General features: G+C 61.1%; 22 protein-coding genes. 11 read left to right on the top strand and 11 right to left on the bottom strand.

Going from position 1 to position 24,599, the window contains the following annotated elements; translation table 11 throughout:
• Window positions 1–3: 3 nt before the first annotated feature.
• Entirely contained in the window at window positions 4–1,335 is a 1,332-nt protein-coding gene (locus ACP7B3_RS20555; RefSeq protein WP_426180530.1) for a DUF58 domain-containing protein, read from the top strand.
• Window positions 1,336–1,405: 70 nt separating this feature from the next.
• Here ACP7B3_RS20555 and ACP7B3_RS20560 read toward each other — a convergent pair whose 3' ends face one another.
• Together ACP7B3_RS20560 and ACP7B3_RS20565 are read right to left on the bottom strand one after the other, a co-directional pair.
• Window positions 1,406–1,765, bottom strand: coding sequence for a PilZ domain-containing protein (locus tag ACP7B3_RS20560; RefSeq protein ID WP_145165394.1), 360 nt, complete (start codon window positions 1,763–1,765; stop codon window positions 1,406–1,408).
• A 223-nt stretch (window positions 1,766–1,988) separates the two neighbouring features.
• Entirely contained in the window at window positions 1,989–2,363 is a 375-nt protein-coding gene (locus ACP7B3_RS20565) for a tetratricopeptide repeat protein (protein ID WP_106578362.1), read from the bottom strand.
• Between the two features lie 175 nt (window positions 2,364–2,538).
• Here ACP7B3_RS20565 and pyk point away from each other — a divergent pair, with 175 nt between their 5' ends.
• On the top strand, window positions 2,539–3,990 hold the full coding sequence (gene pyk / locus ACP7B3_RS20570) for a pyruvate kinase (protein WP_106578361.1): 1,452 nt from the start codon (window positions 2,539–2,541) through the stop codon (window positions 3,988–3,990).
• A gap of 196 nt (window positions 3,991–4,186) precedes the next feature.
• Here the strand turns inward: pyk and ACP7B3_RS20575 are convergent, their stop codons facing one another.
• Together ACP7B3_RS20575 and ACP7B3_RS20580 are read right to left on the bottom strand one after the other, a co-directional pair.
• Window positions 4,187–4,936: an enoyl-CoA hydratase-related protein gene (locus ACP7B3_RS20575; RefSeq protein ID WP_426180533.1), complete on the bottom strand. Its 750-nt coding sequence runs from the start codon at window positions 4,934–4,936 to the stop codon at window positions 4,187–4,189.
• A 30-nt stretch (window positions 4,937–4,966) separates the two neighbouring features.
• Window positions 4,967–5,899: an iron-sulfur-binding ferredoxin reductase gene (locus ACP7B3_RS20580; protein ID WP_426180535.1), complete on the bottom strand. Its 933-nt coding sequence runs from the start codon at window positions 5,897–5,899 to the stop codon at window positions 4,967–4,969.
• Window positions 5,900–6,114: 215 nt separating this feature from the next.
• Between ACP7B3_RS20580 and ACP7B3_RS20585 the strand changes: the two genes are divergently transcribed.
• From ACP7B3_RS20585 to ACP7B3_RS20600, 4 genes are all read left to right on the top strand, one after another.
• A complete protein-coding gene (locus ACP7B3_RS20585) occupies window positions 6,115–7,638 on the top strand; it encodes a fumarate hydratase (RefSeq protein WP_426180537.1) in 1,524 nt (507 codons plus the stop codon).
• 338 nt (window positions 7,639–7,976) lie between these two features.
• Window positions 7,977–9,743 (top strand): ATP-binding protein, encoded by a 1,767-nt coding sequence (locus ACP7B3_RS20590; RefSeq protein ID WP_426180539.1) that lies wholly within the window; start codon window positions 7,977–7,979, stop codon window positions 9,741–9,743.
• The gene (locus ACP7B3_RS20595) at window positions 9,737–11,062 is read left to right on the top strand and encodes a sigma-54-dependent transcriptional regulator (protein ID WP_426180541.1); all 1,326 of its coding nucleotides are present in this window, start codon (window positions 9,737–9,739) and stop codon (window positions 11,060–11,062) included. Before ACP7B3_RS20590 ends, ACP7B3_RS20595 begins: the two co-directional genes overlap by 7 nt.
• A gap of 286 nt (window positions 11,063–11,348) precedes the next feature.
• Window positions 11,349–12,668, top strand: coding sequence for an MFS transporter (locus ACP7B3_RS20600; RefSeq protein ID WP_145165403.1), 1,320 nt, complete (start codon window positions 11,349–11,351; stop codon window positions 12,666–12,668).
• A 123-nt stretch (window positions 12,669–12,791) separates the two neighbouring features.
• Here the strand turns inward: ACP7B3_RS20600 and ACP7B3_RS20605 are convergent, their stop codons facing one another.
• Entirely contained in the window at window positions 12,792–13,547 is a 756-nt protein-coding gene (locus tag ACP7B3_RS20605) for a hypothetical protein (RefSeq protein ID WP_426180543.1), read from the bottom strand.
• Between the two features lie 194 nt (window positions 13,548–13,741).
• Between ACP7B3_RS20605 and ACP7B3_RS20610 the strand changes: the two genes are divergently transcribed.
• The gene (locus ACP7B3_RS20610; RefSeq protein WP_242199949.1) at window positions 13,742–14,374 is read left to right on the top strand and encodes a flavin reductase family protein; all 633 of its coding nucleotides are present in this window, start codon (window positions 13,742–13,744) and stop codon (window positions 14,372–14,374) included.
• 125 nt (window positions 14,375–14,499) lie between these two features.
• Here ACP7B3_RS20610 and ACP7B3_RS20615 read toward each other — a convergent pair whose 3' ends face one another.
• Both ACP7B3_RS20615 and ACP7B3_RS20620 read right to left on the bottom strand, forming a co-directional pair.
• A complete protein-coding gene (locus ACP7B3_RS20615) occupies window positions 14,500–14,748 on the bottom strand; it encodes a hypothetical protein (RefSeq protein WP_106578353.1) in 249 nt (82 codons plus the stop codon).
• Between the two features lie 44 nt (window positions 14,749–14,792).
• Window positions 14,793–15,134, bottom strand: a complete 342-nt coding sequence (locus tag ACP7B3_RS20620; RefSeq protein WP_242199945.1) for an antibiotic biosynthesis monooxygenase family protein — start codon at window positions 15,132–15,134, stop codon at window positions 14,793–14,795.
• A 327-nt stretch (window positions 15,135–15,461) separates the two neighbouring features.
• Here ACP7B3_RS20620 and ACP7B3_RS20625 point away from each other — a divergent pair, with 327 nt between their 5' ends.
• Window positions 15,462–16,388 carry an AraC family transcriptional regulator gene (locus ACP7B3_RS20625; RefSeq protein WP_242199943.1) on the top strand — a complete coding sequence of 309 codons (927 nt, stop codon included), beginning with the start codon at window positions 15,462–15,464 and terminating at the stop codon, window positions 16,386–16,388.
• 124 nt (window positions 16,389–16,512) lie between these two features.
• Here ACP7B3_RS20625 and ACP7B3_RS20630 read toward each other — a convergent pair whose 3' ends face one another.
• The 4 genes from ACP7B3_RS20630 to edd all read right to left on the bottom strand — a co-directional run bounded on the left by ACP7B3_RS20630 (window position 16,513) and on the right by edd (window position 21,576).
• Window positions 16,513–17,982, bottom strand: a complete 1,470-nt coding sequence (locus tag ACP7B3_RS20630) for an ATP-binding protein (RefSeq protein WP_426180546.1) — start codon at window positions 17,980–17,982, stop codon at window positions 16,513–16,515.
• Window positions 17,972–18,706: a response regulator gene (locus ACP7B3_RS20635; RefSeq protein WP_262209816.1), complete on the bottom strand. Its 735-nt coding sequence runs from the start codon at window positions 18,704–18,706 to the stop codon at window positions 17,972–17,974. The genes ACP7B3_RS20630 and ACP7B3_RS20635 overlap by 11 nt, the downstream gene beginning before the upstream one ends.
• 90 nt (window positions 18,707–18,796) lie before the next feature.
• A complete protein-coding gene (locus tag ACP7B3_RS20640) occupies window positions 18,797–19,753 on the bottom strand; it encodes a glucokinase (protein WP_426180548.1) in 957 nt (318 codons plus the stop codon).
• Window positions 19,750–21,576: a phosphogluconate dehydratase gene (gene edd, locus ACP7B3_RS20645; protein ID WP_426180550.1), complete on the bottom strand. Its 1,827-nt coding sequence runs from the start codon at window positions 21,574–21,576 to the stop codon at window positions 19,750–19,752. Before edd ends, ACP7B3_RS20640 begins: the two co-directional genes overlap by 4 nt.
• A 221-nt stretch (window positions 21,577–21,797) precedes the next feature.
• On the opposite strand from edd, the gene gap reads away from it, so the two are divergent.
• The 3 genes from gap (at window position 21,798) to ACP7B3_RS20660 (ending at window position 24,592) form a co-directional block, all read left to right on the top strand.
• Window positions 21,798–22,799, top strand: coding sequence for a type I glyceraldehyde-3-phosphate dehydrogenase (gap, locus tag ACP7B3_RS20650; protein WP_083356951.1), 1,002 nt, complete (start codon window positions 21,798–21,800; stop codon window positions 22,797–22,799).
• A 231-nt stretch (window positions 22,800–23,030) separates the two neighbouring features.
• Complete coding sequence (locus ACP7B3_RS20655) at window positions 23,031–23,549, top strand: RNA polymerase sigma factor (RefSeq protein ID WP_242199938.1); 519 nt, start codon at window positions 23,031–23,033, stop codon at window positions 23,547–23,549.
• Between the two features lie 74 nt (window positions 23,550–23,623).
• Window positions 23,624–24,592, top strand: a complete 969-nt coding sequence (locus tag ACP7B3_RS20660) for a FecR family protein (protein ID WP_145165422.1) — start codon at window positions 23,624–23,626, stop codon at window positions 24,590–24,592.
• The last annotated feature ends 7 nt before the right edge of the window (window positions 24,593–24,599 follow it).

Consider the following 24,599-nt stretch of genomic DNA (forward strand, 5'->3'; position numbering starts at 1 on the left):
TCCATGAAGCCGACCCGCCTGTTGTTGAGCTGGCTGAGCGTGTTGCTGGGTCTGAACATCCTGCTCGGCGCCGCAACGGCGCTGCAGCTTAAAGTGCCCGACACACTGCACTCGATAGCCTGGGGCTTGTTACTGGCGCTGTTGCTGCTGGCGCTGCTGGATGCCGTGCGCCTGCGGCGTCGCCCCGGTGTGCAAGTACAACGGCAAATGCCGGGCAGCCTGGCACTCGGACGCTGGGGAGAAGTGCGCCTGACCCTGACGCACGATTACTCGCAACCAATCACAGTGAAGGTATTCGATCATGTTCCTGACGGCTTGAGCATGGAAAACCTGCCCCAAAGCATTGAACTGCGCCCCGGTGAACACAGCGAACTGGGCTACCGCCTGCGGCCTTTGCGCCGTGGACATTTCCGCTTCAGCCGCTGTGAAATTCATCTGCCCAGCCCCATTGGGCTGTGGTCGGCACGGCAATTTGTCGAGGTCAGCGATACGACTCGCGTCTACCCGGATTTCGCTCACTTATACGGCGCACAGTTGCTCGGTGTGGATAACTGGCTCAGCCAACTCGGCGTGCGCCAACGCCAGCGAAGGGGCCTGGGGCTGGAATTCCACCAACTGCGCGAATTTCGCGAGGGTGACAGCCTGCGCCAGATCGATTGGAAGGCCACCGCACGACAACGCACACCCATCGCCCGTGAATACCAGGATGAGCGCGACCAGCAGATTGTGTTCATGCTCGATTGCGGTCGACGCATGCGCAGTCAGGACGGCGAGTTGTCACATTTCGACCATGCACTCAACGCCTGCCTGTTACTCAGTTATGTCGCGCTGCGTCAGGGCGATGCCGTGGGGCTGAGCACCTTTGCCAGTGACCAGCCGCGTTACCTGGCGCCGGTCAAGGGCAGCGGCCAGCTGAACCTGCTGCTCAATGCGGTGTACGACCTGGATACCACCCGCCGCACGGCCGACTATCAAGCTGCGGCCAGCCAACTGCTGGCTCGGCAAAAACGCCGGGCGCTGGTGATCGTGGTCACCAATCTGCGCGATGAGGACGATGAAGCTCTGCTGACAGCGGTCAAGCGCATCAGCCGACAGCATCGGGTACTGGTGGCCAGCCTGCGGGAGGAAGTACTCGATGATTTGCGCCAGGCCCCGGTGCAAACCCTGCCTGAAGCATTGGCTTATTGCGGGACGGTCGACTACCTCAATGCACGCAACGAACTCCATGACCGGTTGAGCGCCCATGGGTTATCCGTACTGGACACGCCGCCATCAGCGTTGGGGGCCGCGCTCGTCACGCGTTATCTGGGTTGGAAAAAAGCCGGAGTGTTCTAAACGCGTGCTGACACAAACACCTTGCCAAGGCCGGGCTAACGATCCCAACCCGGACCAACACGTTCAATGCCTAAGCGGATGCCTGTAACGGATCGAAGCTGAAGTAATTCAACAAGGCGCTGATCAGCTGGCTGTATTCTTCGCCCGCCTCGATCACGCTGAACCCCGAGTCGTAGTGCTGCGGGTTGATGTCTTCATGGCTCCACAAGCAGGTCGCGGTCAGGTCAATTGCCTGGCACTCGCCGGTCGGGCCAGGAATTTTCAGACGCAACTCGAAATCCACGTCGACCATCATGGGCAACTGGCTGATCAACATCAGCCCACTTTCGGACGCGTTGCCCAGAAAACCGATAGGTTTATCAGTAACACGGTTGAATACCTGCAGGAAGCAAGGTAGCTGGTGCCGCTCGATCCGTCGGTGGGTAAACATGTGAGATCGCCATCCAATGGCCATGCCCTGGCCGGTCCAGTGATTCGGAACGAGCCAATGGCTCGCTCTCCCTGGATCTCGGTGTGCCAACAGACGTCGCTATGGTCACTAAACAACTGCCGAATCCGGGCCTCGCATTCGTTCGAATAGAAACTTGTACAAACGAACACCCAAAGGATAGCTCAAGACTGGCGACGGGCCAGCTATGGCATGACAAATATCATTACAACGACGCCGGCCGTGTCTGTGCAGCACTGGCGCCGGGGTAATGCCCCAACTGCTGCAGGGTGTCGAGCCTGGCTCGCGCACGGTAGGCGTACTCACTTGTCGGGTACTGGCTGATGATGAATTGATAGGTCTGGACAGCATCGACGAACAATTTCTGTCGCTCCAGGCATTGGCCGCGCAACATCGAGACCTCCGGTTGCACGTAGCGACGGGTGCGGCTCTCGCGGTCAACCTGGGACAATTCCAGCGTGACGCGCTCGCAATCACCCACCCCATAGGCACGGTAAGCGTTGTTCAAATGGTGGTCCATCGACCAGCGGGTACAGCCGACAACACTGACGGCCAGGGCAGCAACGAGCAAAATTCGCATGGGGGTTCTCCTGTCTTGAGCAGTGTATCGACCCCTCGTCGAAAATCTTCAAGGATGTTCGTCTATTCAACCGCTGCAAAAACAAGCCAATCGTCGATAAGTAGTGCAAACGAACAATGACTACAACGAAAGAGCATAGTAGCCTTCTCCAGCGCTTGAACTCAGGAGTCTGTGCATGTCCGTCCGTCGTACCAAAATCGTCGCCACCCTTGGCCCGGCCAGTAACTCGCCGGAAGTCCTCGAACAGCTGATTCTGGCTGGTTTGGACGTTGCCCGTCTGAACTTCTCCCACGGCACCCCGGACGAGCACAAGGCTCGCGCCAAGCTGGTGCGTGACCTGGCCGCCAAGCACGGCCGCTTCGTGGCGCTGCTGGGTGACCTGCAAGGCCCGAAAATCCGTATCGCCAAATTCGCCAACAAGCGTATCGAGCTGAAGATCGGTGACAAGTTCACCTTCTCCACAAGCCATCCGCTGACCGAAGGCAACCAGCAAGTCGTGGGTATCGACTACCCGGATCTGGTCAAGGACTGCGGCGTCGGCGACGAGCTGCTGCTGGACGATGGCCGCGTGGTCATGCGCGTCGACACCGCCACCCCGACCGAACTGCACTGCACCGTGATCATCGGTGGCCCGCTGTCCGACCACAAAGGCATCAACCGTCGCGGCGGTGGCCTGACGGCGCCGGCGCTGACTGAAAAAGACAAGGCCGACATCAAGCTCGCCGCCGAAATGGAAGTGGACTACCTCGCCGTGTCTTTCCCGCGCGACGCTGCCGATATGGAATACGCCCGTAAACTGCGCGACGAAGCCGGCGGTACTGCCTGGCTGGTAGCGAAGATCGAACGCGCCGAAGCCGTTGCCGATGACGAAACCCTCGACGGCCTGATCAAGGCTTCCGACGCTGTGATGGTTGCGCGTGGCGACCTGGGCGTGGAAATCGGTGACGCCGAGCTGATCGGCATCCAGAAAAAGATCATCCTGCACGCCCGCCGCCATAACAAAGCGGTGATCGTGGCGACCCAGATGATGGAGTCGATGATCCAGAACCCGATGCCAACCCGCGCCGAAGTGTCCGACGTAGCCAACGCCGTGCTCGACTACACCGACGCCGTGATGCTCTCGGCTGAAAGTGCCGCCGGCCCGTACCCGTTGGAAGCCGTACAGGCCATGGCGCGGATCTGCGTCGGTGCCGAAAAGCACCCGACCAGCAAGACCTCCAGCCACCGCATCGGCAAAGTGTTCGAAAGCTGCGACCAGAGCATCGCCCTGGCAGCCATGTACACTGCCAACCACTTCCCGGGCGTTAAAGCGATCATCGCCTTGACCGAAAGTGGCTACACGCCGTTGATCATGTCGCGCATCCGTTCCTCGGTGCCGATCTACGCGTTCTCCCCGCACCGCGAAACCCAGGCCCGTGCGGCCATGTTCCGTGGCGTGTACACCGTGCCGTTCGACCCGGCCTCGTTGCCGCCGCATGAAGTCAGCCAGGCTGCCATCGACGAGCTGATCAAGCGCGGCGTTGTGGAGAAAGGCGACTGGGTCATCCTGACCAAGGGCGACAGCTACCACACCATCGGTGGCACCAACGGCATGAAGATCCTGCACGTTGGCGACCCAATGGTCTGAGTGACAGGCTGAAAAACAAAAGCCCCACCATGAGAATGGCGGGGCTTTTTGCATGTCAGGCTGGCGGTTGTGTTGGCGTCACTGGCCTCTTCGCGAGCAAGCCCGCTCCCACATTTGACCGCGTACACGCTGAAGAAACACGCTCGAATGTGGGAGCGAGCTTGCTCGCGAAGACGTCAGAACAATCGACAAAAATCTAGCGCCTGGTGACAAAAGCCGACAACGCCGCAATCGCCTCCGGCGATTTCAACCGCTGCGTAAACAAAGCCCCCTCCTCTTCAATCACTTGGCGCAACTGCTCGCGATCCACACTTTTCATCAAGTGTTTGCTGACTTGCACCGCACCCGGCGCCAGGATCTCAAAACGTTCAGCCACTTCCCGCGCCTTGGCCAGCGCCGCTTCACCGCTGCTCAACGCCTGCGTGGCAATGCCCCACGCGGCCGCCTGCTCACCGGTGAATCCCTCGCCCAGCAGCAACAGCTCAGCCGCCTTGGCATGCCCGAGCAATCGCGGCAGGATCAGGCTTGAGCCAAACTCCGGACACAACCCAAGGTTGACGAATGGCATGCGCAAGCGCGCATCGCGGCTGATATAGACCAGGTCGCAATGCAGCAGCAGGGTCGTGCCGATGCCCACCGCCGCGCCGGCCACAGCGGCGATCACTGGCTTGCGGCAATTGAGCAGGCTTTTCATAAAGTGAAACGGCGGGCTGTCGAGGTCGCTGGGCGGCTGTTCGAGGAAATCGCCGATGTCATTACCGGCGGTAAAACACTCACGGCTGCCCTGAATCAGCACGGCACGGATGTCTGGGTCCGCATCGGCCTGCTCCAACGCGTGGGCCAATTGCGTGTACATGGCGCGGGTCAGGGCGTTTTTCTTGTCCGGGCGGTTGAGCTGCAAGGTCAGCAGCCCGCGTTCGCGTTGCAGCAGGATGGCGTCGGTCATGGTGGATCTCGCGGCTGTAGAAATCAGCGCTCAACCACGGGGCACAAACACATCGGCCAGCAGTTGATTGCGCGGCAGACCGGCCAGGAACAAGCGTTTGGAAAACGCCTCGACGCTGACAGGGTGCCCGCAGAGTAAGGCCAGAGTTTGCCGCGAAACAAGCCGCAGTTGCGCCAATGCCTGGGTCAACTCAGCCGCAGTCCACAGCTCCACGGTGACGTTTGGATGCTGCAAAGCCAACTGCGCCAGGGGCTCGGCCAGGTAATGCGCGTCGACATCATGAGCCAGGTGAATCACACGGATGGCGCCCTGATGATCCTGGCGCAACGCCTCGCGCAGCACGCCCCACAACGGCCCAAGCCCGGTGCCGGCGGCCAACAGCCATAGCGGCCGCGAATGCCAGTCGGGATCGTATTGCAGCGCCCCGCCCCTCAACTCGCCCAGGCGCAGGTCGTCTCCCACTTGCAACTGGCGGGCAATATTTATGAATTCACCGGGCTGACGGCAATCGAGGTGAAACTCCAGGAACGGATCTTCCTGGGGCAAGCTCGCCAGGGAATAGGGCCGCGCCACCTGTCCCGCCCACACCACCAGATGCTGCCCGGCGCGATAACGCAGGCCACGTTCCGGTTGCAAGCGCAGGCGCAGCACACTCGCATTCAACCAGTCGACGCCCACCACTTTGGCGGGCAAACCGTCACGCAGCGGGTCGAACGTTTCGACTTGCACGTCCCCGACAACCTGGCATTGGCACGCCAAGCGCCACCCCTGCTGACGTTGCGCCGGGCTCAAGGCGTCGGGTTGTTTGTCCTCGACCGCACCCTGGCAGCGCACCAGGCACGCATGGCAACTGCCCGCCCGGCAACTGTAAGGCACGGCCACACCCGCCAGATTCAGGGCATCCAGCAAGTTGCTGCCGGTGGCTACCGACCAGTGGCGTTCGCCGACGTGCAGTTCAGGCATATAAGGTCTCAATCAGAAGGGGCGCGCACAGGGAATCATGCCTGCGACAGTTTGACCATAGTCGGGTGTATCGGCCACCGCGCCGGGTTATACTGCCGCGCCTTTTTAGCGTCGCGCCTGCACCTACGGCGTGCCTTGGAAAGGTGGACTCAGCCGACCGATGTACCCCACTGAGCCACCTTTATTGAATGTTCCCTTATAGAGGAGCGCGACTCATGACCGTGATCAAGCAAGACGACCTGATTCAGAGCGTTGCCGACGCCCTGCAATTCATTTCCTACTACCACCCCGTTGACTTCATCCAGGCGATGCACGAAGCCTACCTGCGCGAAGAATCGCCGGCAGCCCGTGACTCCATTGCGCAGATCCTGATCAACTCGCGCATGTGCGCCACCGGCCATCGCCCGATCTGCCAGGACACCGGTATTGTTACCGTGTTCGTGCGCGTGGGCATGGACGTACGTTGGGATGGCGCCACCATGGGCCTGGACGACATGATCAACGAGGGCGTGCGTCGCGCCTACAACCTGCCGGAAAACGTCCTGCGTGCATCGATCCTCGCCGACCCGGCAGGTGCGCGTAAAAACACCAAGGACAACACCCCGGCCGTGATCCACTACTCCATCGTCCCGGGTAACACCGTGGAAGTGGACGTGGCAGCCAAGGGCGGCGGTTCCGAGAACAAGTCGAAAATGGCTATGCTCAACCCGTCCGACTCGATCGTCGACTGGGTGCTCAAGACCGTTCCGACCATGGGCGCCGGCTGGTGCCCACCGGGCATGCTCGGCATCGGCATCGGCGGCACCGCCGAGAAAGCTGCGGTGATGGCCAAGGAAGTGTTGATGGAATCCATCGACATCCACGAGTTGAAAAAGCGCGGCCCGCAGAACCGCATCGAAGAGATGCGTCTGGAGCTGTTCGAGAAGGTCAACCAACTGGGCATCGGCGCCCAGGGCCTGGGTGGCCTGACCACCGTGCTCGACGTGAAAATCATGGATTACCCGACCCACGCCGCCTCGCTGCCGGTGTGCATGATCCCCAACTGCGCCGCCACCCGTCACGCACACTTCGTGCTCGACGGTTCGGGCCCGGCGTCGCTGGAAGCGCCATCGCTGGACGCCTACCCGGAAATCGTCTGGGAAGCCGGCCCATCGGCCCGCCGCGTCAACCTCGACACGCTGACCCCGGAAGAAGTGCAAAGCTGGAAGCCAGGCGAAACCGTGTTGCTCAACGGCAAGATGCTCACTGGCCGCGACGCGGCGCACAAGCGCATGGTCGAGATGCTGAACAAGGGCGAACCCCTGCCGGTAGACCTCAAGGGTCGCTTCATCTACTACGTCGGCCCGGTTGATCCGGTGCGCGAAGAAGTGGTTGGCCCGGCTGGCCCGACCACCGCCACGCGGATGGACAAGTTCACCCGTCAGATCCTCGAACAGACCGGCCTGCTGGGCATGATCGGCAAATCCGAGCGCGGCCCGACCGCCATCGAAGCGATCAAGGACCACAAAGCCGTGTACTTGATGGCTGTCGGCGGTGCGGCGTACCTGGTGGCGCAAGCCATCAAGAAGTCGCGCGTAGTCGCGTTCGCCGAACTGGGCATGGAAGCGATCTACGAGTTCGACGTCAAGGACATGCCGGTCACCGTTGCGGTGGACAGCAAGGGCGAATCCGTACACATCACCGGTCCTGCCATCTGGCAGAAAAAGATCAGTGAAAGCCTGGCGGTAGAAGTGCAGTAAGCACTTCACTGCGAGGATAAAGGCGACTGCGGCCCATGGCCCAGTCGCCTTTTTTATGGCCGACTCATTCCTTCGGGCCAGTGGAGTCTGGTGCGGCTGGAGGGCATGTTGTGGCTAGAGGGATTGGTTGTGGCGAGCGGGCTTGCCCCGCGTTGGGTGGCGAAGCCGCCCCAATAAGGCCACCGCAGTGTGCCAGGCATATCGCGGGGGCAGTTTTTAGGGCGGCTTCGCCCCCCCTACGCGGGGCAAGCCCGCTCGCCACAACAAGCCCGCTCGCCACAAACTGAACGGCGTGCATGCTATGGTGCTCACCCCTTACCGTGCCTGTTCATCACTGTATGATCGCAATCCCACGCCCCCTGCGCCTGACCTTCTATTCCCTGTTGATCATCGCCGGAGCGGTGCTGGCCGCTGCGTTGGCCACTCGACATGCCGAACGCCAAGCCTTGGTGGATGACGCCGCCCGCGCCAATCAACAGCTCACGCTCTATGGCAATTCCCTGCACACCCTGATCGAACGCTACCGCGCCCTGCCCGCCGTACTGGCGCTGGATTCGGAAATGATCAGCGCCTTGAAAGGCCCGCTCGACGCCACCACCCAAGACCTGCTCAACCGCAAACTGGAGCGCATCAACGGCGCAGCACAGTCCTCAACCCTGGAACTGATGGACCGCAACGGCCTGGCCGTGGCCGCCAGTAACTGGAACTTGCCGAGCAGTTATGTCGGCCACAACTACGCGTTTCGCCCCTATTTCAGCCAGACCTTGAGCCAAGGCACCGGGCGTTTTTATGCGGTCGGGGTAACCACCGGCATTCCGGGTTACTTCCTCTCCAGCGCGGTGGTCGATGAACACGAGCAGTTTCTCGGTGCCATGGTCGTGAAGCTCGAACTCTCCGAACTTGAACGTGAGTGGGCCCAGGGCAATGACCTGCTGCTGGTCAGCGACGCGCGCGGCATCGTGTTTATCGCCAACCAGCCGGGCTGGCGTTATCGCAACCTGCGGCCGCTGTCGGCCAGTGACCTTGCCGAACTCAAGGCCACGCGCCAATACGATAAAAAGCAATTGCAGCCGCTGCAAACCCAGACGCTGCAGCGCTTCGACGAAAACAGCCACCTGATGCGCGTCAATGGCCCTGACGGCAATGCCAACTACATCTGGGAATCCCTGCCACTGAAGGCCGAAGGCTGGACCCTGCACCTGCTGCGCAAACCGCAGTTCGCCTTTGAAGATCAGCGCAACGCTGGCCTCGCCGCTGCAGGCTCGTGGCTGGCGCTGGTGTTTCTGGTGCTGTTCCTGACCCAGCGCTGGCGCCTGGCCCGCCTGCGCCAGCGCAGCCGCGAGGAGTTGGAGCAGCTTGTGGAGGAGCGCACCCAGGCGCTGCGCACGGCCCAGGATGGCTTGGTGCAATCGGCCAAACTGGCGGCACTGGGCCAGATGTCCGCCGCACTCGCCCATGAAATCAACCAGCCGCTGACCGCCCAACGCATGCAGTTGGCGACTCTGCGCCTGCTGCTGGACCACGGCCGCGTGGACGATGCCTACCAAGCGCTCACACCGCTGGACGACATGCTCACGCGCATGGCCGCACTCACCGGCCACCTCAAGACCTTCGCGCGCAAAAGCCCCAGCGGCTTGCGCGAAAAGCTCGACCTGGCCACCGTCGTCGACCAATCCCTGCACTTGCTCGACGCGCGCCTGCGCGAGGAAGCCATCGGCGTGGTGCTGGACTTGGCCCGCCCCGCCTGGGTCCGCGGTGATGCCATCCGCCTGGAACAGGTGTTGATCAACCTGCTGCGCAACGCCTTGGATGCGATGGCCGACAAGCCACGCAAACGCCTGGAGATCCGCCTGCACGCCGACCAGCAGTTGTGGCGACTGACCGTCAGCGACAGCGGCGGCGGCATTGCAGAAGAACACTTGAGCAGCGTGTTCGACCCGTTCTTTACCACCAAACCCGTCGGAGACGGCCTCGGCCTCGGGCTGGCGGTGTCCTACGCTATCGTGCATGAACTGGGCGGGCGCCTGCTCGCCGGCAACCGTGGCGACGGCGCAATATTCACCTTGACCTTACCGATTGCGCTGGAGACGCCCGACCTATGTTGAACGCCGTGATTGTGGTCGATGACGAAGCCAGCATTCGCACGGCCGTCGAACAATGGTTGAGCCTGTCAGGGTTTGACGTGCAGTTGTTCAGCCGCGCCGAGGAATGCCTGGCGCACCTGCCCAGGGACTTTGCCGGGGTGATCTTGAGCGATGTGCGCATGCCCGGGCTCAGCGGCCTGGAACTGCTGGCCGAAGTGCAACGCCGGGATGCCGACTTGCCGGTGATTCTCCTCACCGGCCACGGCGATGTGCCGATGGCGGTGGAAGCGATGCGCGACGGCGCCTATGACTTTCTGGAAAAGCCCTTCAGCCCCGACGCCTTGCTCAACAGCCTGCGCCGTGCCCTGGACAAACGCGGGCTGATCCTGGAAAACCGTCGTCTGCATCAACAGGCCGACCATCGCGCGCAGCTCGAATCGAGCCTGCTGGGCGTGTCCCGAAGCTTGCAGAACCTGCGACGTCAGGTGCTCGACCTGGCGAACCTGCCGGTCAATGTGTTGATCCGTGGCGAGACCGGCAGTGGTAAAGAGCTGGTCGCGCGCTGCCTGCACGATTTTGGCCCGCGCGCAAAAAAGCCGTTTGTAGCGCTCAACTGCGCTGCCATCCCCGAGCAGTTGTTTGAGGCCGAATTGTTCGGCCACGAAAGTGGCGCGTTCACCGGTGCCCAAGGCAAGCGTATCGGCAAGCTGGAATATGCCCATGGAGGCACGCTGTTCCTGGATGAAATCGAAAGCATGCCGCTGGCCCAGCAGGTGAAGTTGCTGCGCGTATTGCAGGAACAAAAGCTCGAGCGACTGGGCTCCAACCAAAGCATTCACGTGGACTTGCGCATCATTGCCGCCACCAAGCCGGACCTGCTGGAAGAGGCGCGCGCCGGGCGTTTTCGCGAAGATTTGGCCTACCGACTGAACGTCGCACAGCTGCGCCTGCCACCTCTGCGCGAGCGCCGTGAAGACATACCGCTACTGTTCGACCACTTTGCCCACAGCGCCGCCGAGCGCCTGGGCCGCAGCGCCGAGCCCTTGAGCGGCGCGCAACTGGGGCGCCTGCTCAGCCATGATTGGCCGGGTAATGTGCGTGAACTGGCCAACGTCGCCGAGCGCCAAGTGCTGGGCCTGGGTGAACCTGAGCCGGAAGGTATCGAGGCCGGACAATCCCTGGCGGCGCAGCAGGAAGCCTTCGAAGCGCATTGCCTGAAAGCGGCGCTGGTGCGCCACAAGGGTGATATCAAGGCGGTGTTGGCGGAGCTGCAGCTGCCCCGTCGCACCTTCAATGAAAAGATGCAGCGGCATGGGTTGGTGCGGGAGATGTTTCTCTAGGCCAATCGTTGTGTTGACTGGCAGGCCGCTATCGGGGGCAAGCCCCCTCCCACACTTGAGCGTGTTCACAAATCAAAATGTGGGAGGGGGCTTGCCCGCGATAAGGACAGCAGCCATAAGCGGATTTCCGCTCATCACCTGAAAATCATCAGCAAATTTCCGCTCAATAAAATCTTGTAACCCTTCTATTCCGGGCCTTCACCCACCTGGCACAGCTCCTGCTATAGCCCCAGCCAGGCAGTGCTCAAGCACGCTCCATAAAAACAACTAGATGAAGGATCCTTCAATGGATAACTCCAACTCCCTGCCTCTGGGGTCGGCGGCTGCGCCGGCAAAAGAACGCAGTACTTCCAGCCGGATCAAATCGATTTTCAGCGGTTCGGTCGGCAACATGGTCGAGTGGTACGACTGGTACGTCTACGCCGCCTTCTCGCTGTACTTCGCCAAAGCCTTCTTTCCGAAAGGCGACACCACCGCCCAACTGCTGAACACCGCCGCGATCTTCGCCGTGGGCTTCCTGATGCGCCCGATCGGTGGCTGGCTGATGGGGCTGTATGCCGACCGTGCCGGTCGCAAAGCGGCCTTGATGGCGTCGGTGCTGTTGATGTGCTTCGGCTCACTGATCATCGCCCTGAGCCCGGGTTATGAAACCATCGGCGTCGGCGCACCGATCCTGCTGGTGTTCGCCCGCCTGCTGCAAGGTCTGTCGGTGGGTGGCGAGTACGGTACCTCGGCCACTTACTTGAGCGAAATGGCGACCAAGGAACGTCGCGGCTTCTTCTCCAGCTTCCAATACGTGACGCTGATCTCCGGCCAACTCATCGCGCTGGCAGTATTGATCGTGCTGCAACAGGTGCTCACCACCGAACAACTGTACGACTGGGGCTGGCGCATCCCGTTCGCCATCGGCGCCCTGTGCGCAGTGGTCGCGCTGTACCTGCGTCGTGGCATGGAAGAAACCGAGTCGTTCACCAAAAAGGAAAAGGCCAAGGAAAGCGCCATGCGCACCTTGATGCGCCACCCCAAGGAACTGATGACCGTGGTCGGCCTGACCATGGGCGGCACCCTGGCGTTCTACACCTACACCACCTACATGCAGAAATACCTGGTGAACACGGTGGGCATGAGCATTTCCGACTCCACCACCATTTCGGCGGCCACGCTGTTTCTGTTCATGTGCCTGCAACCTATTGTCGGCGGGCTGTCGGACAAGGTTGGCCGCCGGCCGATCCTGATCGCCTTCGGTATCCTCGGCACCTTGTTTACCGTGCCGATCCTCACCACCCTGCACACCATCCAGACCTGGTGGGGCGCGTTTTTCCTGATCATGGCGGCACTGATCATCGTCAGCGGCTATACCTCGATCAATGCGGTGGTGAAGGCCGAGCTGTTCCCTACGGAAATCCGTGCCTTGGGCGTGGGCCTGCCGTATGCGCTGACCGTGTCGATCTTCGGCGGTACCGCTGAATACATCGCGCTGTGGTTCAAGAGCATTGGCATGGAAACCGGCTACTACTGGTATGTGACGGCCTGTATTGCGGTGTCGCTGGTGGTCTACGTGACCATGAAAGACACCCGCAAGCATTCACGGATTACCACGGACTAAACAGTGTGGGAGCGGGCTTGCTCGCGAAAAGCGCAGTGTCAGTCGATGTTGCTCTGACTGATCCACCGCATTCGCGAGCAAGCCCGCTCCCACATTTTGGTCTTCAGCGTTTCATAAACAGCGTCAGGTCAGCTCTACGGGCTGCCGACGCCCGTACCGGCGCTGCGCATACGACGCCCCGGCAATCATTACCACCAACACGCCCGCCAACACCGCCGATGAACCGATGGTGCCGAAATCCAGCCCGCCCTTTTCATGGGGCTTGGTGAGGAAATCGCCCAGGGTCGCACCGAACGGCCGAGTCAGCACAAACGCTACCCAGAACAACAGCACCGACGACAGTTGGGTGAAGTATTTAAGTGCTGCCACCACCGCAATGGCCGAGCCGATCAGCAAGGCGCCACCGGCAAAACCCAACCCGGAGTCGTCCCCCAGGAAGTCACCCAACGCGGTGCCCAAGGTGTTGGAGAACAGAATCGCCATCCAGTAAAACAGCTCGCCGCGCAACGTCTGGACCTTGTTCACGTTCAGCGAATCACCGCTGAGGTGCCACAACGCGAAGATGATCATCAGGATCACGATCAGGATCATCGAGCCGGTGGCGTACCCGAGGCCCAAGGTGCGGTCCATGAAATCCGACATCGTGGTGCCGGCGGTACTCGTGGACAGAATCACGATCCAGTACAACACCGGGTTGTAGGTTTTCGACCAGAGCTGTGTCACCAGGGTGACGAGAAACACGCTGATCAAAATCATCGAACTGATGGCGTAGCCGACATTCAGGGTCATCGACAACAAATCCCCGGCGGTTTCGCCCAGGGTGGTTGCGCAGATTTTCATGACCCAGAACGCCAGGGTGATCTGAGGAAGTTTGTTCATTGTGCGCAAGGCTCCGAAGCTCAGTCGTGCATTGGGCCGACGTATAGGGGGTGTCGACCTGGCGCGCAGACTGAACGGGACGCTGTGAAAAATAGGTGGGCAATCAATGAAAATTCCATCCGGCCAATGGAAATTCACCGTCATGGATTGCACTATGGCTACCTCACAGCCCCCCGCAGCAGGAACCCCGGCCCATGTCTGACGATATCCATTTCTACGAACCCGCCAATGGCCACGGCCTGCCCCATGACCCGTTCAATGCCATCGTCGGGCCACGGCCGATTGGCTGGATTTCTTCCCACGACCGCGAAGGCCGCCTGAACCTGGCGCCCTACAGCTTTTTCAATGCGTTCAATTACATTCCGCCGATCATTGGGTTTTCCAGCGTCGGGCGCAAAGACAGCCTGAACAACATCGAACAGACCGGCGAGTTTGTGTGGAACCTGGCCACTCGCCCGTTGGCCGAGCAGATGAACCAGAGTTGCGCGGCGGTATCGCCAGAGGTCAACGAGTTCGAGCTGTCCGGCCTGACGCCGGTCGCCTCGAAAATTGTCGGCGTGCCGCGCGTGGGCGAAAGCCCGGTGTCGTTCGAATGCAAGGTGACGCAGATTATTCAGTTGCAGCGCGCCGACAAAGAGTTGGTGCCGAGCTGGCTGGTGTTGGGCGAGGTGGTCGCGGTGCACATTGCCAAGTGGCTGCTCAAGGATGGGATCTATGACACGGCCGCCGCGGAGCCGATCTTGCGCGGCGGTGGCCCGGCGGATTACTTCCAGCTGGGGCCGCAGGCACTGTTCAAGATGTATCGCCCAGGCGCCACTCAGCGCTGAGTGAAAGGCAAAAAAATGTGGGAGCGGGCTTGCTCGCGAAGGCGGTGGATCAGTCAATATTTTCGGTGACTGACACTGCGCATTCGCGAGCAAGCCCGCTCCCACATTTGGATCGGTGGTGTTGATTAGTCAGCGGCAGGTGACCAGGTCAATTGCCCTTCTTCGTCCACGTCGACCAACCGCTGCAATTGCGCGGCAGCCGCATCGTCGGCGTCGTCAGCGGTCTTGAACGTGTGGCCTTCAAGGATCTTGTGAAACCTGGGGGCGCCCATGCCATCCAGTGCCTTGACGGCGATGGCGGCGCTGTAGCCACCCTCTTCTTCACGCACCAAGGCGGAAACGGCTTCGTGGTGGGCAAACTCTTTACGTGCCATGTTGCAGGTCCTGGCCAATGGGAAAGTCGGCCATTCTAACCTTCTCAACCGGCCAGTTGCAGGTACTCGCCGTAGGCATGCGCCGCGGATGCATCAGTAAAGGTCTGGAAGTCCATGCTGCGTACCACCATGTCGTTCAACAGCTCGGTAAAGACCATCAAGGCGGGCGAGTTGAAGTAGGCGCTCATCGCCTGCTCGCTGCTCCAGAAGCCGCAGATCAGCCACACATCGGGATCCACTTGGGAATGCTGCAACGAGAATTGCAGGCAACCCTGAGCCTGACGGCCCGGTTCGATCAAACTGCTCAAGCGTGCACCGAGTTCGGTGCTGCACCCGGTACGGGCGCGGATAAAGGCCATATGGCTCGCGGGAATGGGGGTGGACATGTTCGACTCTCCCGTTGAGAAGTGATGCTCGGCAAGCACTGTGAGGGCGTGCTGCCACAGGATCAAAGATAACGGCGCGGGTGCGGGTGCGGTTAGTCAATTCCTGCCGGCTTATTGCACAATCCTGCCAGAGGCGTAGATAAGACGTTTGGCCCCGGGGGGTTATTCCATGGCCATGTTCAGTGTTTCAGGCAGATGACAGGCACTGCACTTGCCTGATTCGCGACTTATCGCAGGATCAGGCAAGGATTGTGCAGGATCGACGTAACACTTTCTCAAAAGCCGCCGCTAAGCTGATCCCATCAAAAAGCTTGTAGAGGACACGTCATGTCGTCGGAACATAAGTCCATTCCTCTCGATGCCGAGACGGAAAAACAGCGCGCCGAACTCGCCAGCATCGTGCACCGGCATACCTGGGAAGATGGCTCCTACGGCACGGCGATCACCTCGTTGTTCCTCAACCGCCACAACACGCCGCGCGACTTCATGCCGGTGCTGGTGGAACCTGCGCTGTGCATCCTCGCCAGCGGCAGCAAGGAAGTACGCCTTGCTGACGAAATCTTCGCCTACGACCCGCTCAACTACCTGGTGTTCTCCGTGGCGATGCCAGTAGCCGGGCGGATCATCGATGCCACGCCGGAAGATCCCAACCTGTCGGTGCGCATCAATATCGACCCGGCGCAACTGACGGCGCTGATCGCCGAGGCCGGGCCGATGGGCGTGCCCTCGCGTCCGACTTCGCGCGGCATGTACGTCGACCGCATCGACACCCAATTGCTCGACGCCGTGCTGCGCCTGGCGCGCCTGCTGGATACGCCCAAAGACATCGCGATGCTGGCGCCGTTGATCAACCGCGAGATTCTTTACCGCTTGCTGCGTGGGCCGCAGGGTTACCGGCTGTATGAAATCGCCGTGGCCAACAGTCAGAGCCATCGTGTGAGCCAGGCCATCAAGTGGCTGAACGGCAACTATGAACAGCCGCTGCGTATTGATGACCTGGCCCGCGAAGTGAACCTCAGCGTCTCGACGTTGCACCACCGCTTCAAGGCGATTACCGCGATGAGCCCGCTGCAATACCAGAAGCAGTTGCGCCTGCAGGAAGCGCGGCGTTTGATGATTGCCGAAGGGCTGGAAGCCTCGGCGGCGGGGTATCGGGTGGGGTATGAAAGCCCGTCGCAGTTCAGCCGCGAGTACAGCCGGCTGTTTGGGGCGCCACCGCTGCGGGACCTGGCGAGAATGCGCCAAAGTATCTGACCCACCACAAGTATCATTGTGGGAGCTGGCTTGCCTGCGATGGCGGTGTATCAGTCAAACATTAGCTGGCTGGCCCACCGCTATCGCAGGCAAGCCAGCTCCCACATTTGAACCTCGGTGTTCTTTAGTCCAGGGTTCGCGGGAGCTGCAAAGTGACGCGCAAACCACCCTCGCGCAAATTCTGCAAACTCACCTCACCGCCATGGCTGTGGGCGATGTTGCGCGCAATGCCCAACCCCAAACCATAACCCTGCTGCTGCCCGGCCAACCGAAAGTGCGGTTCAAACACTTGCTCCAGCCGCTGCTCCGGCACGCCCGGGCCTTCGTCGTCGACGTGCAGGATAAATTCCGCGCCATCGTCTTCGATGTGCAAATGCGCGTTCTGCCCGTACTTCAACGCGTTGTCAATCAGGTTACCGATGCAGCGCTTGAGCGCCAGCGGCTTGCCTGCATACGGCGCCAGGGCGCGGCCATCCTGGGTGATGCGGCCATTGCCGTTGGGCGCCAGGTACGGCTCCACCAGGCAATCAAGGACGTGATTAAGGTCGACCGGCTCGATGTTTTCGTGGATGTCAGTGTCTTTCACGCATTGCAGCGCGCCCTTCACCAGCAATTCCAATTCATCCAGGTCGCGACCGAACTTGGCTTGCAGGTTGTCGTCTTCGAGCAGTTCCACGCGCAGGCGCAAGCGGGTGATCGGCGTGCGCAAATCGTGGGAAATCGCGCTGAACAATTGGCTGCGCTCGGTCAGGTAACGGCTGATGCGTTCGCGCATGGCGTTGAACGCACGGCCCACTTCCACCACTTCGCTGCCGCCGCCTTCGGCCACCGGCTCGACATCCGCGCCCAGGGACATATCACGCGCCGCCCGCGCCAGACGCTTGAGCGGTCGGCTTTGCCAGTGCACCAGCAGGCCGATAAACAACAATAGAAAACCGCTGGTCAGCACGATAAACCACACCTGCTGCGACGGCAGGCCCTGTTCTTCAAGGCTGGTGTAGGGCTCGGGCAACAACGAGGCGATGTACAGCCATTCGCCCGGCGCCAGCTGGATCTGCGTGACCAGCACCGGCGGATTCACCGGTTCCAGGGTCAACGCGTAATGCGCCCAGGACCGCGGCAGTTCATCGAGCTTCAGGCCAGCGTTGAAAATGCGCAGGTCTTCGGCACTGACGAACTCCACCGAGATATGCACGTCGCCGCCCAGGGTCTGGCGCAATACTTCGTCTACCGCTTGCAGCACCGCCTGTTTGCGCGGGGTCTGCGGCAATATCTGCATATCCAGAGGTCGGTCGTTGAGGGTCACCACAAAACGTGTACCGCCCATGCTGCGCAACTGGTCCAGCACCAGCGGGCGGTAGGCCACTGGCAACGAGCGGAAATAACTCACGCTGGCCGTCATCGAATGCGCCAGGCTGCGGGCGCTCGTGACCAGGCCTTCGAGCTGGGTGGCGCGCAATTGCGAGACCCAGATCACGCTGGACAGCGCCTGGGCGAACAGCACCGCGAGCAAGGTCAGCAGCAACATCCGCCCCAGCAGCGAGCGCGGCACCGGGAAACGGCGGCGGCGTTCGCTTAAATGCTCAGTGGGCATTGCCGGCAACCACGCTGGCTGCCAGTTGGTAACCGCTGCCGCGCACGGTGCGGATCAGCCGTGGGGGTTTTTCGGTATCGCGCAGGCGTTGGCGCAAGCGGCTCACGGCCATGTCGACGATACGGTCCAGCGGCATCAGGTCGCGGCCACGGGTGGCGTTGCCAATGGTGTCGCGGTCGAGAATTTGCTGCGGGTGATCGAGAAACAGTTTGAGCAGGGCAAAGTCGGCGCCGGAAAGAATCACCTCTTCGCCGTCCACGTGAAACAGGCGATGGCTGATCATGTCCAGTCGCCATTCATCAAACACCCACACATCGCCGCCGCTGCTGCGTTCCTGGCCGAACTGGGCGCGGCGCAACAGGGCTTTGATTCGCGCTTGCAGCTCGCGCGGGCTGAAGGGCTTGCCGATGTAGTCGTCGGCGCCCAGCTCCAGACCGATCACGCGGTCGGTTTCGTCGGAACTGGCAGTGAGCATGATGATCGGCACCTGCGCCTGGCGCGGGTGCTGGCGAATCCAGCGGCAAAGGCTGAAACCGTCTTCGTCGGGCAACATCACATCGAGGATGACCAGATCGCACGGCGCCTCGTTCATCGCCTGGCGAAACCCTGCACCATCCGGCACGCCACGCACCTGGAAGCCGGCGCGGCTGAGGTAGGTTTGCAGCAATTCGCGGATTTCCTGGTCGTCGTCGACGAGGAGAATCGATTTACTGATTACGCTCACGGGGTCCTCCTTGTTGTTATGGCCAAGCTTGAGTCATCTGTTGCTCTTGAGGCCCTATCGCGGGCTTGCTCGCGAAGAGGCCATCACTGCCTATGCAAAAGCCTGCTCCAGCGCCACACCCGCCCCAGTCAACCCGGAATACGGCGCGGTCACCAACCACACCGGAATGCCTTTGAAGTAATCGCTCATGCAGCCTTTGTCGCTGAAGCTCTTGGCAAAACCGCTGTTGATAAAGAAGTCGGCAAACCGTGGGATGACCCCGCCCACGATATACACGCCACCGCGTCCACCGGTGGTCAGCACGTTGTTGCCGGCCACACGGCCCAGCCAGATGCTGAACTGGTTCAACACTTCGATCGCCACCGGGTCCCCGGCCAGGCCGGCTGCCGTGATGGCTTCGGGCGTGTCCAGCACCGGCGTGTGCCCGTCGACCGCGCAAATCGCGCGGTACACCCGTGGCAGGCCGCCACCGCTCAGGGCGGTTTCGGCACTGACGTGCCCGATCTCGGTGTAGATGTGCTGCCACAGCTGGGTTTCACGCGGGCTGCTCAGCGGCAGGTCGACGTGGCCGCCCTCGCCCGGCAGCGCCGCATATCGGCCTTCGCCCAGGTCCAGCAAGGTGCCGACGCCAAGGCCGGTGCCCGGCCCGATCACCACCGCCGGGCGCAGCGGTTCCGGCGTGCCTTCGCAGACCACGCGAAATTCGTCGGGCTTGAGGCGAGTCATGCCCAGGGCCATGGCCGTGAAATCATTGACCAACAGCAGGTCATCCACCTGCAAGGTTTTACAGAATGCAGCTTTGCTCAGGCGCCAGTGATTGTTGGTGAATTTAAATTCATCGCCACTCACTGGCCCGGCCACCGACAGGCATACCGCGCCGATGTCCCCGATTTCCAGGCCTTCTTCCTTGAGGTAGACCTTGATGGCCTCCTCAGGGCTGTGGTGATCCGCGGTGGCATGCACGCGGATCGAGTGCAGCTCCTGATCCCGCCACAACGCAAAACGGGCGTTGGTACCACCGATGTCACCGACCAGCGCAAGCTTCACTTAAGCGTCTCCAAGGCAGAGGTAAAGGCGCTGGCGCCCTGCTCTGCGGAGCTTGCGGCCAAGCGCATAAATGCAAACAGCTCACGCCCCGCCCCCACGTTGTTGCCCAACAGGCCCGTGGCAGGCGTGCGCGCTGCGAATTCTTCGGCGTCCACCTTAAGCTCCAAGGTGCCGTTCACGCCATCCACGCGAATGATATCGCCATCTTTGACCCGCGCCAGCGGCCCGCCGCTTTGAGCTTCGGGGTTGACGTGAATCGCGGCAGGGATCTTACCCGACGCGCCGGACATACGCCCGTCTGTTACCAATGCCACTTTGAAGCCACGGTCCTGCAATACACCCAGGAACGGCGTCATCTTGTGCAATTCAGGCATGCCGTTGGAGCGCGGGCCCTGGAAGCGCATCACCGCGACAAAGTCTTTTTCCAAATCACCGGCCTTGAAGGCGTCGGCCAGATCCTGTTGATCCTGGAACACCACGGCCGGCGCTTCGACGATCTGATGCTCAGGGGCGACGGCGGAGACTTTCATCACACCACGGCCGAGGTTGCCTTCCATCACGCGCAAGCCGCCTTCCGGCGAGAATGCACGGGCCACGGGGCGCAGGATGGTTTCGTCGAGGCTTTCGATCGGGCCGTCGCGCCAGATCAGCTCGCCGTCGACCAGGAACGGCTCCTGGGTGTAACGGCTCAGGCCCTTGCCGGCCACGGTGTTGACGTCTTCGTGGAGCAGGCCGGCTTCGAGCAGTTCGCGGATCAGGAACGACATGCCGCCCGCCGCCTGGAAGTGGTTGATGTCGGCCTTGCCGTTTGGATACACGTGGGACAGGGTCGGCACCACCTCGGAGAGGTCGGCCATGTCCTGCCAGGTGAGGATGATGCCCGCCGACATGGCGATGGCCGGCATGTGCAGGGTGTGGTTGGTGGAACCGCCGGTGGCGTTGAGCGCGACGATGGAGTTGACGATGGATTTTTCGTCGACGATCTCGCCGATCGGCGTGAAGTTGCCATTGGCTTTGGTCAGGCGCGTGACCTGGTGCGCGGCTTCGCGGGTCAGCGCATCACGCAGCGGCGTGTACGGGTTGACGAACGAGGCGCCCGGCAAGTGCAGGCCCATCACTTCCATCAGCAGCTGGTTGGTGTTGGCGGTGCCGTAGAAGGTGCAGGTGCCGGGGCTGTGGTAGGACTTCATCTCCGATTCCAGCAGCTCTTCGCGGGTGGCCTTGCCTTCGGCGTAGCGCTGGCGCACGTCAGCCTTTTGCTTGTTGGAGATGCCCGAGGGCATCGGGCCGCCTGGCACAAAGATCATCGGCAGGTGACCGTAGCGCAGCGCGCCCATCATCAGGCCGGGGACGATCTTGTCGCAGATGCCCAGCATCAGCGCGGCGTCGAACATGTTGTGGGACAGCGCTACCGCCGTCGACATGGCAATGACTTCACGGCTGAGCAGGCTCAGCTCCATGCCGGGTTCGCCTTGGGTCACGCCATCGCACATGGCAGGCGTGCCGCCGGCGAACTGGCCGACCGAGCCGACTTCGCGCAGGGCCTTTTTGATCTGTTCAGGGAAATGTTCGTACGGCTGGTGCGCCGAGAGCATGTCGTTATATGAGGAAACAATCGCCACGTTGGCGGCGTTCATCATGCGCAGACTATTTTTATCTTCAGTGCCGCAGCCCGCCACGCCGTGGGCGAAGTTGGCGCATTGCAGCTTACCGCGCATCGGGCCGTCGCTGGCGGCGCCGCGAATGAGCGCAAGGTAAGCCTCGCGGGTTGCACGACTGCGGGCGATAAGCCGTTCGGTGACCTCAATTACGCGGGGATGCATGTGTAGAACTCCAGGCTAACGGATGTGGCGACCCTCGTTCCTATGCTGATCAAACGCCCGCAGCTCATGGGATGGCAGGGTGTCGTTTGTATCATCGGACCAGTTGATTCAGGTCACTCGTTGTAGATTGAACAAAATATTGCCACTAAAAAGGCTTGTTTTCTATTTTTATGCGAATAATCTTGTAATTCTTACAACAAATCGACGACAGGCACTTTCCAATGACTCTTCGTATCGCAATCAATGGTTTTGGCCGTATCGGCCGTAATGTCCTGCGCGCACTGTATACCCAAGGCTACCGCCAGGATTTGCAGATCGTCGCCATCAATGATTTGGGCGACAGTTCGATCAATGCCCACCTGCTCAAATACGACACCGTACACGGTACTTTCGAAGCAGAGGTTGCCCACGATCAGGAAAGCCTGACCGTCAATGGTGACCGGATTGCCGTCAGTGCCATTCGCAACCCCGCTGACCTGCCGTGGGCTGCGCACAAGATCGACGTGGTGTTTGAATGCACCGGTCTGTTCACCGACCGTGACAAGGCGGCCGCCCATATTACCGCCGGCGCGCGCAAGGTAATCATCTCGGCCCCCGCCAAAGGCGCAGACGCCACGGTGGTGTACGGGGTGAACCATGACATTTTGCGCCAATCGCACCAGATCATCTCCAACGCTTCCTGCACCACCAACTGCCTGGCGCCTGTGGCTCAGGTGCTGCACCGCGAGCTGGGCATCGAAAACGGCTTGATGACCACCATTCACGCCTACACCAACGACCAGAACCTGACCGACGTCTACCACACCGACCCGTACCGCGCGCGCTCGGCCACCCAGAACATGATCCCAAGCAAGACTGGCGCCGCTGAAGCGGTAGGCCTGGTGCTGCCGGAACTGGCGGGCAAGCTGACCGGCATGGCGGTGCGTGTACCGGTGATCAACGTGTCGCTGGTCGACCTCACCGTGGAGCTGAAGAAAGAAGCCACCGCCGAACAAGTCAACGCGCTGCTCAAAGAAGCCAGTCAGCACTCGAAAATCCTCGGCTACAACACCCTGCCGCTGGTTTCCAGTGACTTCAACCATAACCCGCTGTCGTCGATTTTCGATGCTAATCACACCAAGGTCAGCGGCAAATTGCTCAAAGTGCTGGCCTGGTACGACAACGAGTGGGGTTTCTCCAACCGGATGCTGGATAACTGCCTGGCACTCTGCAACGCGGAGTAAGCAGGCAACGAAACTCTCTGTGTGAGCGGGCTTGTGTGGGAGCGGGCTTGCTCGCGAAGGCGATGGTTCAGTAGGCATCTTCGTTGACTGACACCCCGTATTCGCGAGCAAGCCCGCTCCCACATGAGTTTTGCGCGCTACCCAGCCCCTTGTAGGCTCACAGCAATAGCCACTTGCCATTTCCGTTGATGATAAGCATTATCATTAACTGCAAATCGATCTGGTAGCACTGTGAGCCAATCTCGCTTCAACCAAGTCTTTATCACCCAACGGGTGATTCTGCTTCGCACCTTGCAGCGGATGGTGAATAACCACAGCACCGCCGAGGACCTGCTGCAGGAAACCTACCTGCGCGTCACCCGGGCCCTCAGTGAGCGGCCGATCGACCACCTCGAACCCTTCGTCTACCAGACTGCCCGCAACCTGGCGCTGGACCACCTGCGTTCGCGGCGCATTCAAGCCCGCACGCTGCAGGAAGATGTCCCGCTGGACGTGCTGCAAAGTGTCGCCGCGCCCATCAGCACGCCCGAAGACGCCACCCAGGCCGAGCAATTGCTCGAACACCTGAGCATCAGCCTCGGCCAGCTGAGCGCACGCCAACAGCAGATATTCATCCTCAGCCGCCTGCATGGTTGCAGCTACCAAGAGATTGCCGACCAGTTGCAAGTGTCCTTGAGCACCGTGCAAAAGGAACTGAAATTGATCATGGCCATCTGTGTAGGAGTGGCTGAACGGCTGGATCAGCCTTAAGCTTCAGCCGACAGATGTGGCGATCCAGTCTGTAGGAAAGATGAGTAGAACGTGGCGAAGACCCGAGGAACACCGTGACAGACCCGAATAAACTGCGCCCCCATGAGCTGGCTCATGAGGTGTTGCAAGACACTGCCATGGACCAGGCCCTTGACTGGCTGATCGTCTTGCAGTGCCCGCAACCCGGGCAGCAAGCGCAGTTCGATGCCTGGCTGGCCAGTGACCCGGCACACGTACACGCATTCAACAAAGCCCAAACCGCCTGGGGCGGAGCGCCAGTGCACAGCGCCGCCGTGGCCCTGGCAGCGCCGCGCAAACCGAGCGTCTGGCGCCGGATAAAACCGCATTGGAAACCCTTGGCCACCGCCGCCGTACTGTTGATCGGCCTGTTCAGCTTCAGCAACCTGCCCGTGCGCTTGCAAGCCGACCACCTCACCGTCGTCGGTGAACGCCAGCGCGTGCAATTGGACGACGGCTCCAAAGTACTGCTGAACACCAACTCGGCGTTTTCCAGCAGCATCAAAGACCACCAGCGCATCGCCCGCCTGTACCAAGGCGAGGCGTTTTTTGAAGTTGCGCCCAACCGCGGCCTGCCCCTGGAGATTGACGCCGGGCCGGTGCGCGCCAGCGTAAGCGACACCGACTTCGCCGTGCGCTACCTCAATGGCGAAGCGCAGGTGCAAGTGCAGCGCGGTGACGTCGACCTGAGCAATACCTTCGACGATGCCCGTGTGCGCCTGCGCGCCGGTGAGAGCATCCGCATCGGCCCCAAAGGCTTTGGGCAACCCGCCAAGCTGGATGTGAGCAAGGACCTGGCCTGGGTTCAAGGTCGGCTGGTGTTCGAAAACTGCCCGATGAGCGACGTGCTGGCCGAGCTGCGCCGCTATTACCCGGGCTGGATCATCAACACCAACGACAAGCTCGCCAGCACAGCCGTCACCGGCAACTACCGCCTCGACCAGCCTTTGGACGTGGTGCGCTCGCTGGCGCACATCACCTCGGCCACGCTCTCGGAATACCCGGCGCTGGTCATTCTGAACTAAATGAGAA

The organism is Pseudomonas sp. TWRC1-2 (assembly GCF_049896685.1).
Taxonomy (GTDB): Bacteria; Pseudomonadota; Gammaproteobacteria; order Pseudomonadales; family Pseudomonadaceae; genus Aquipseudomonas.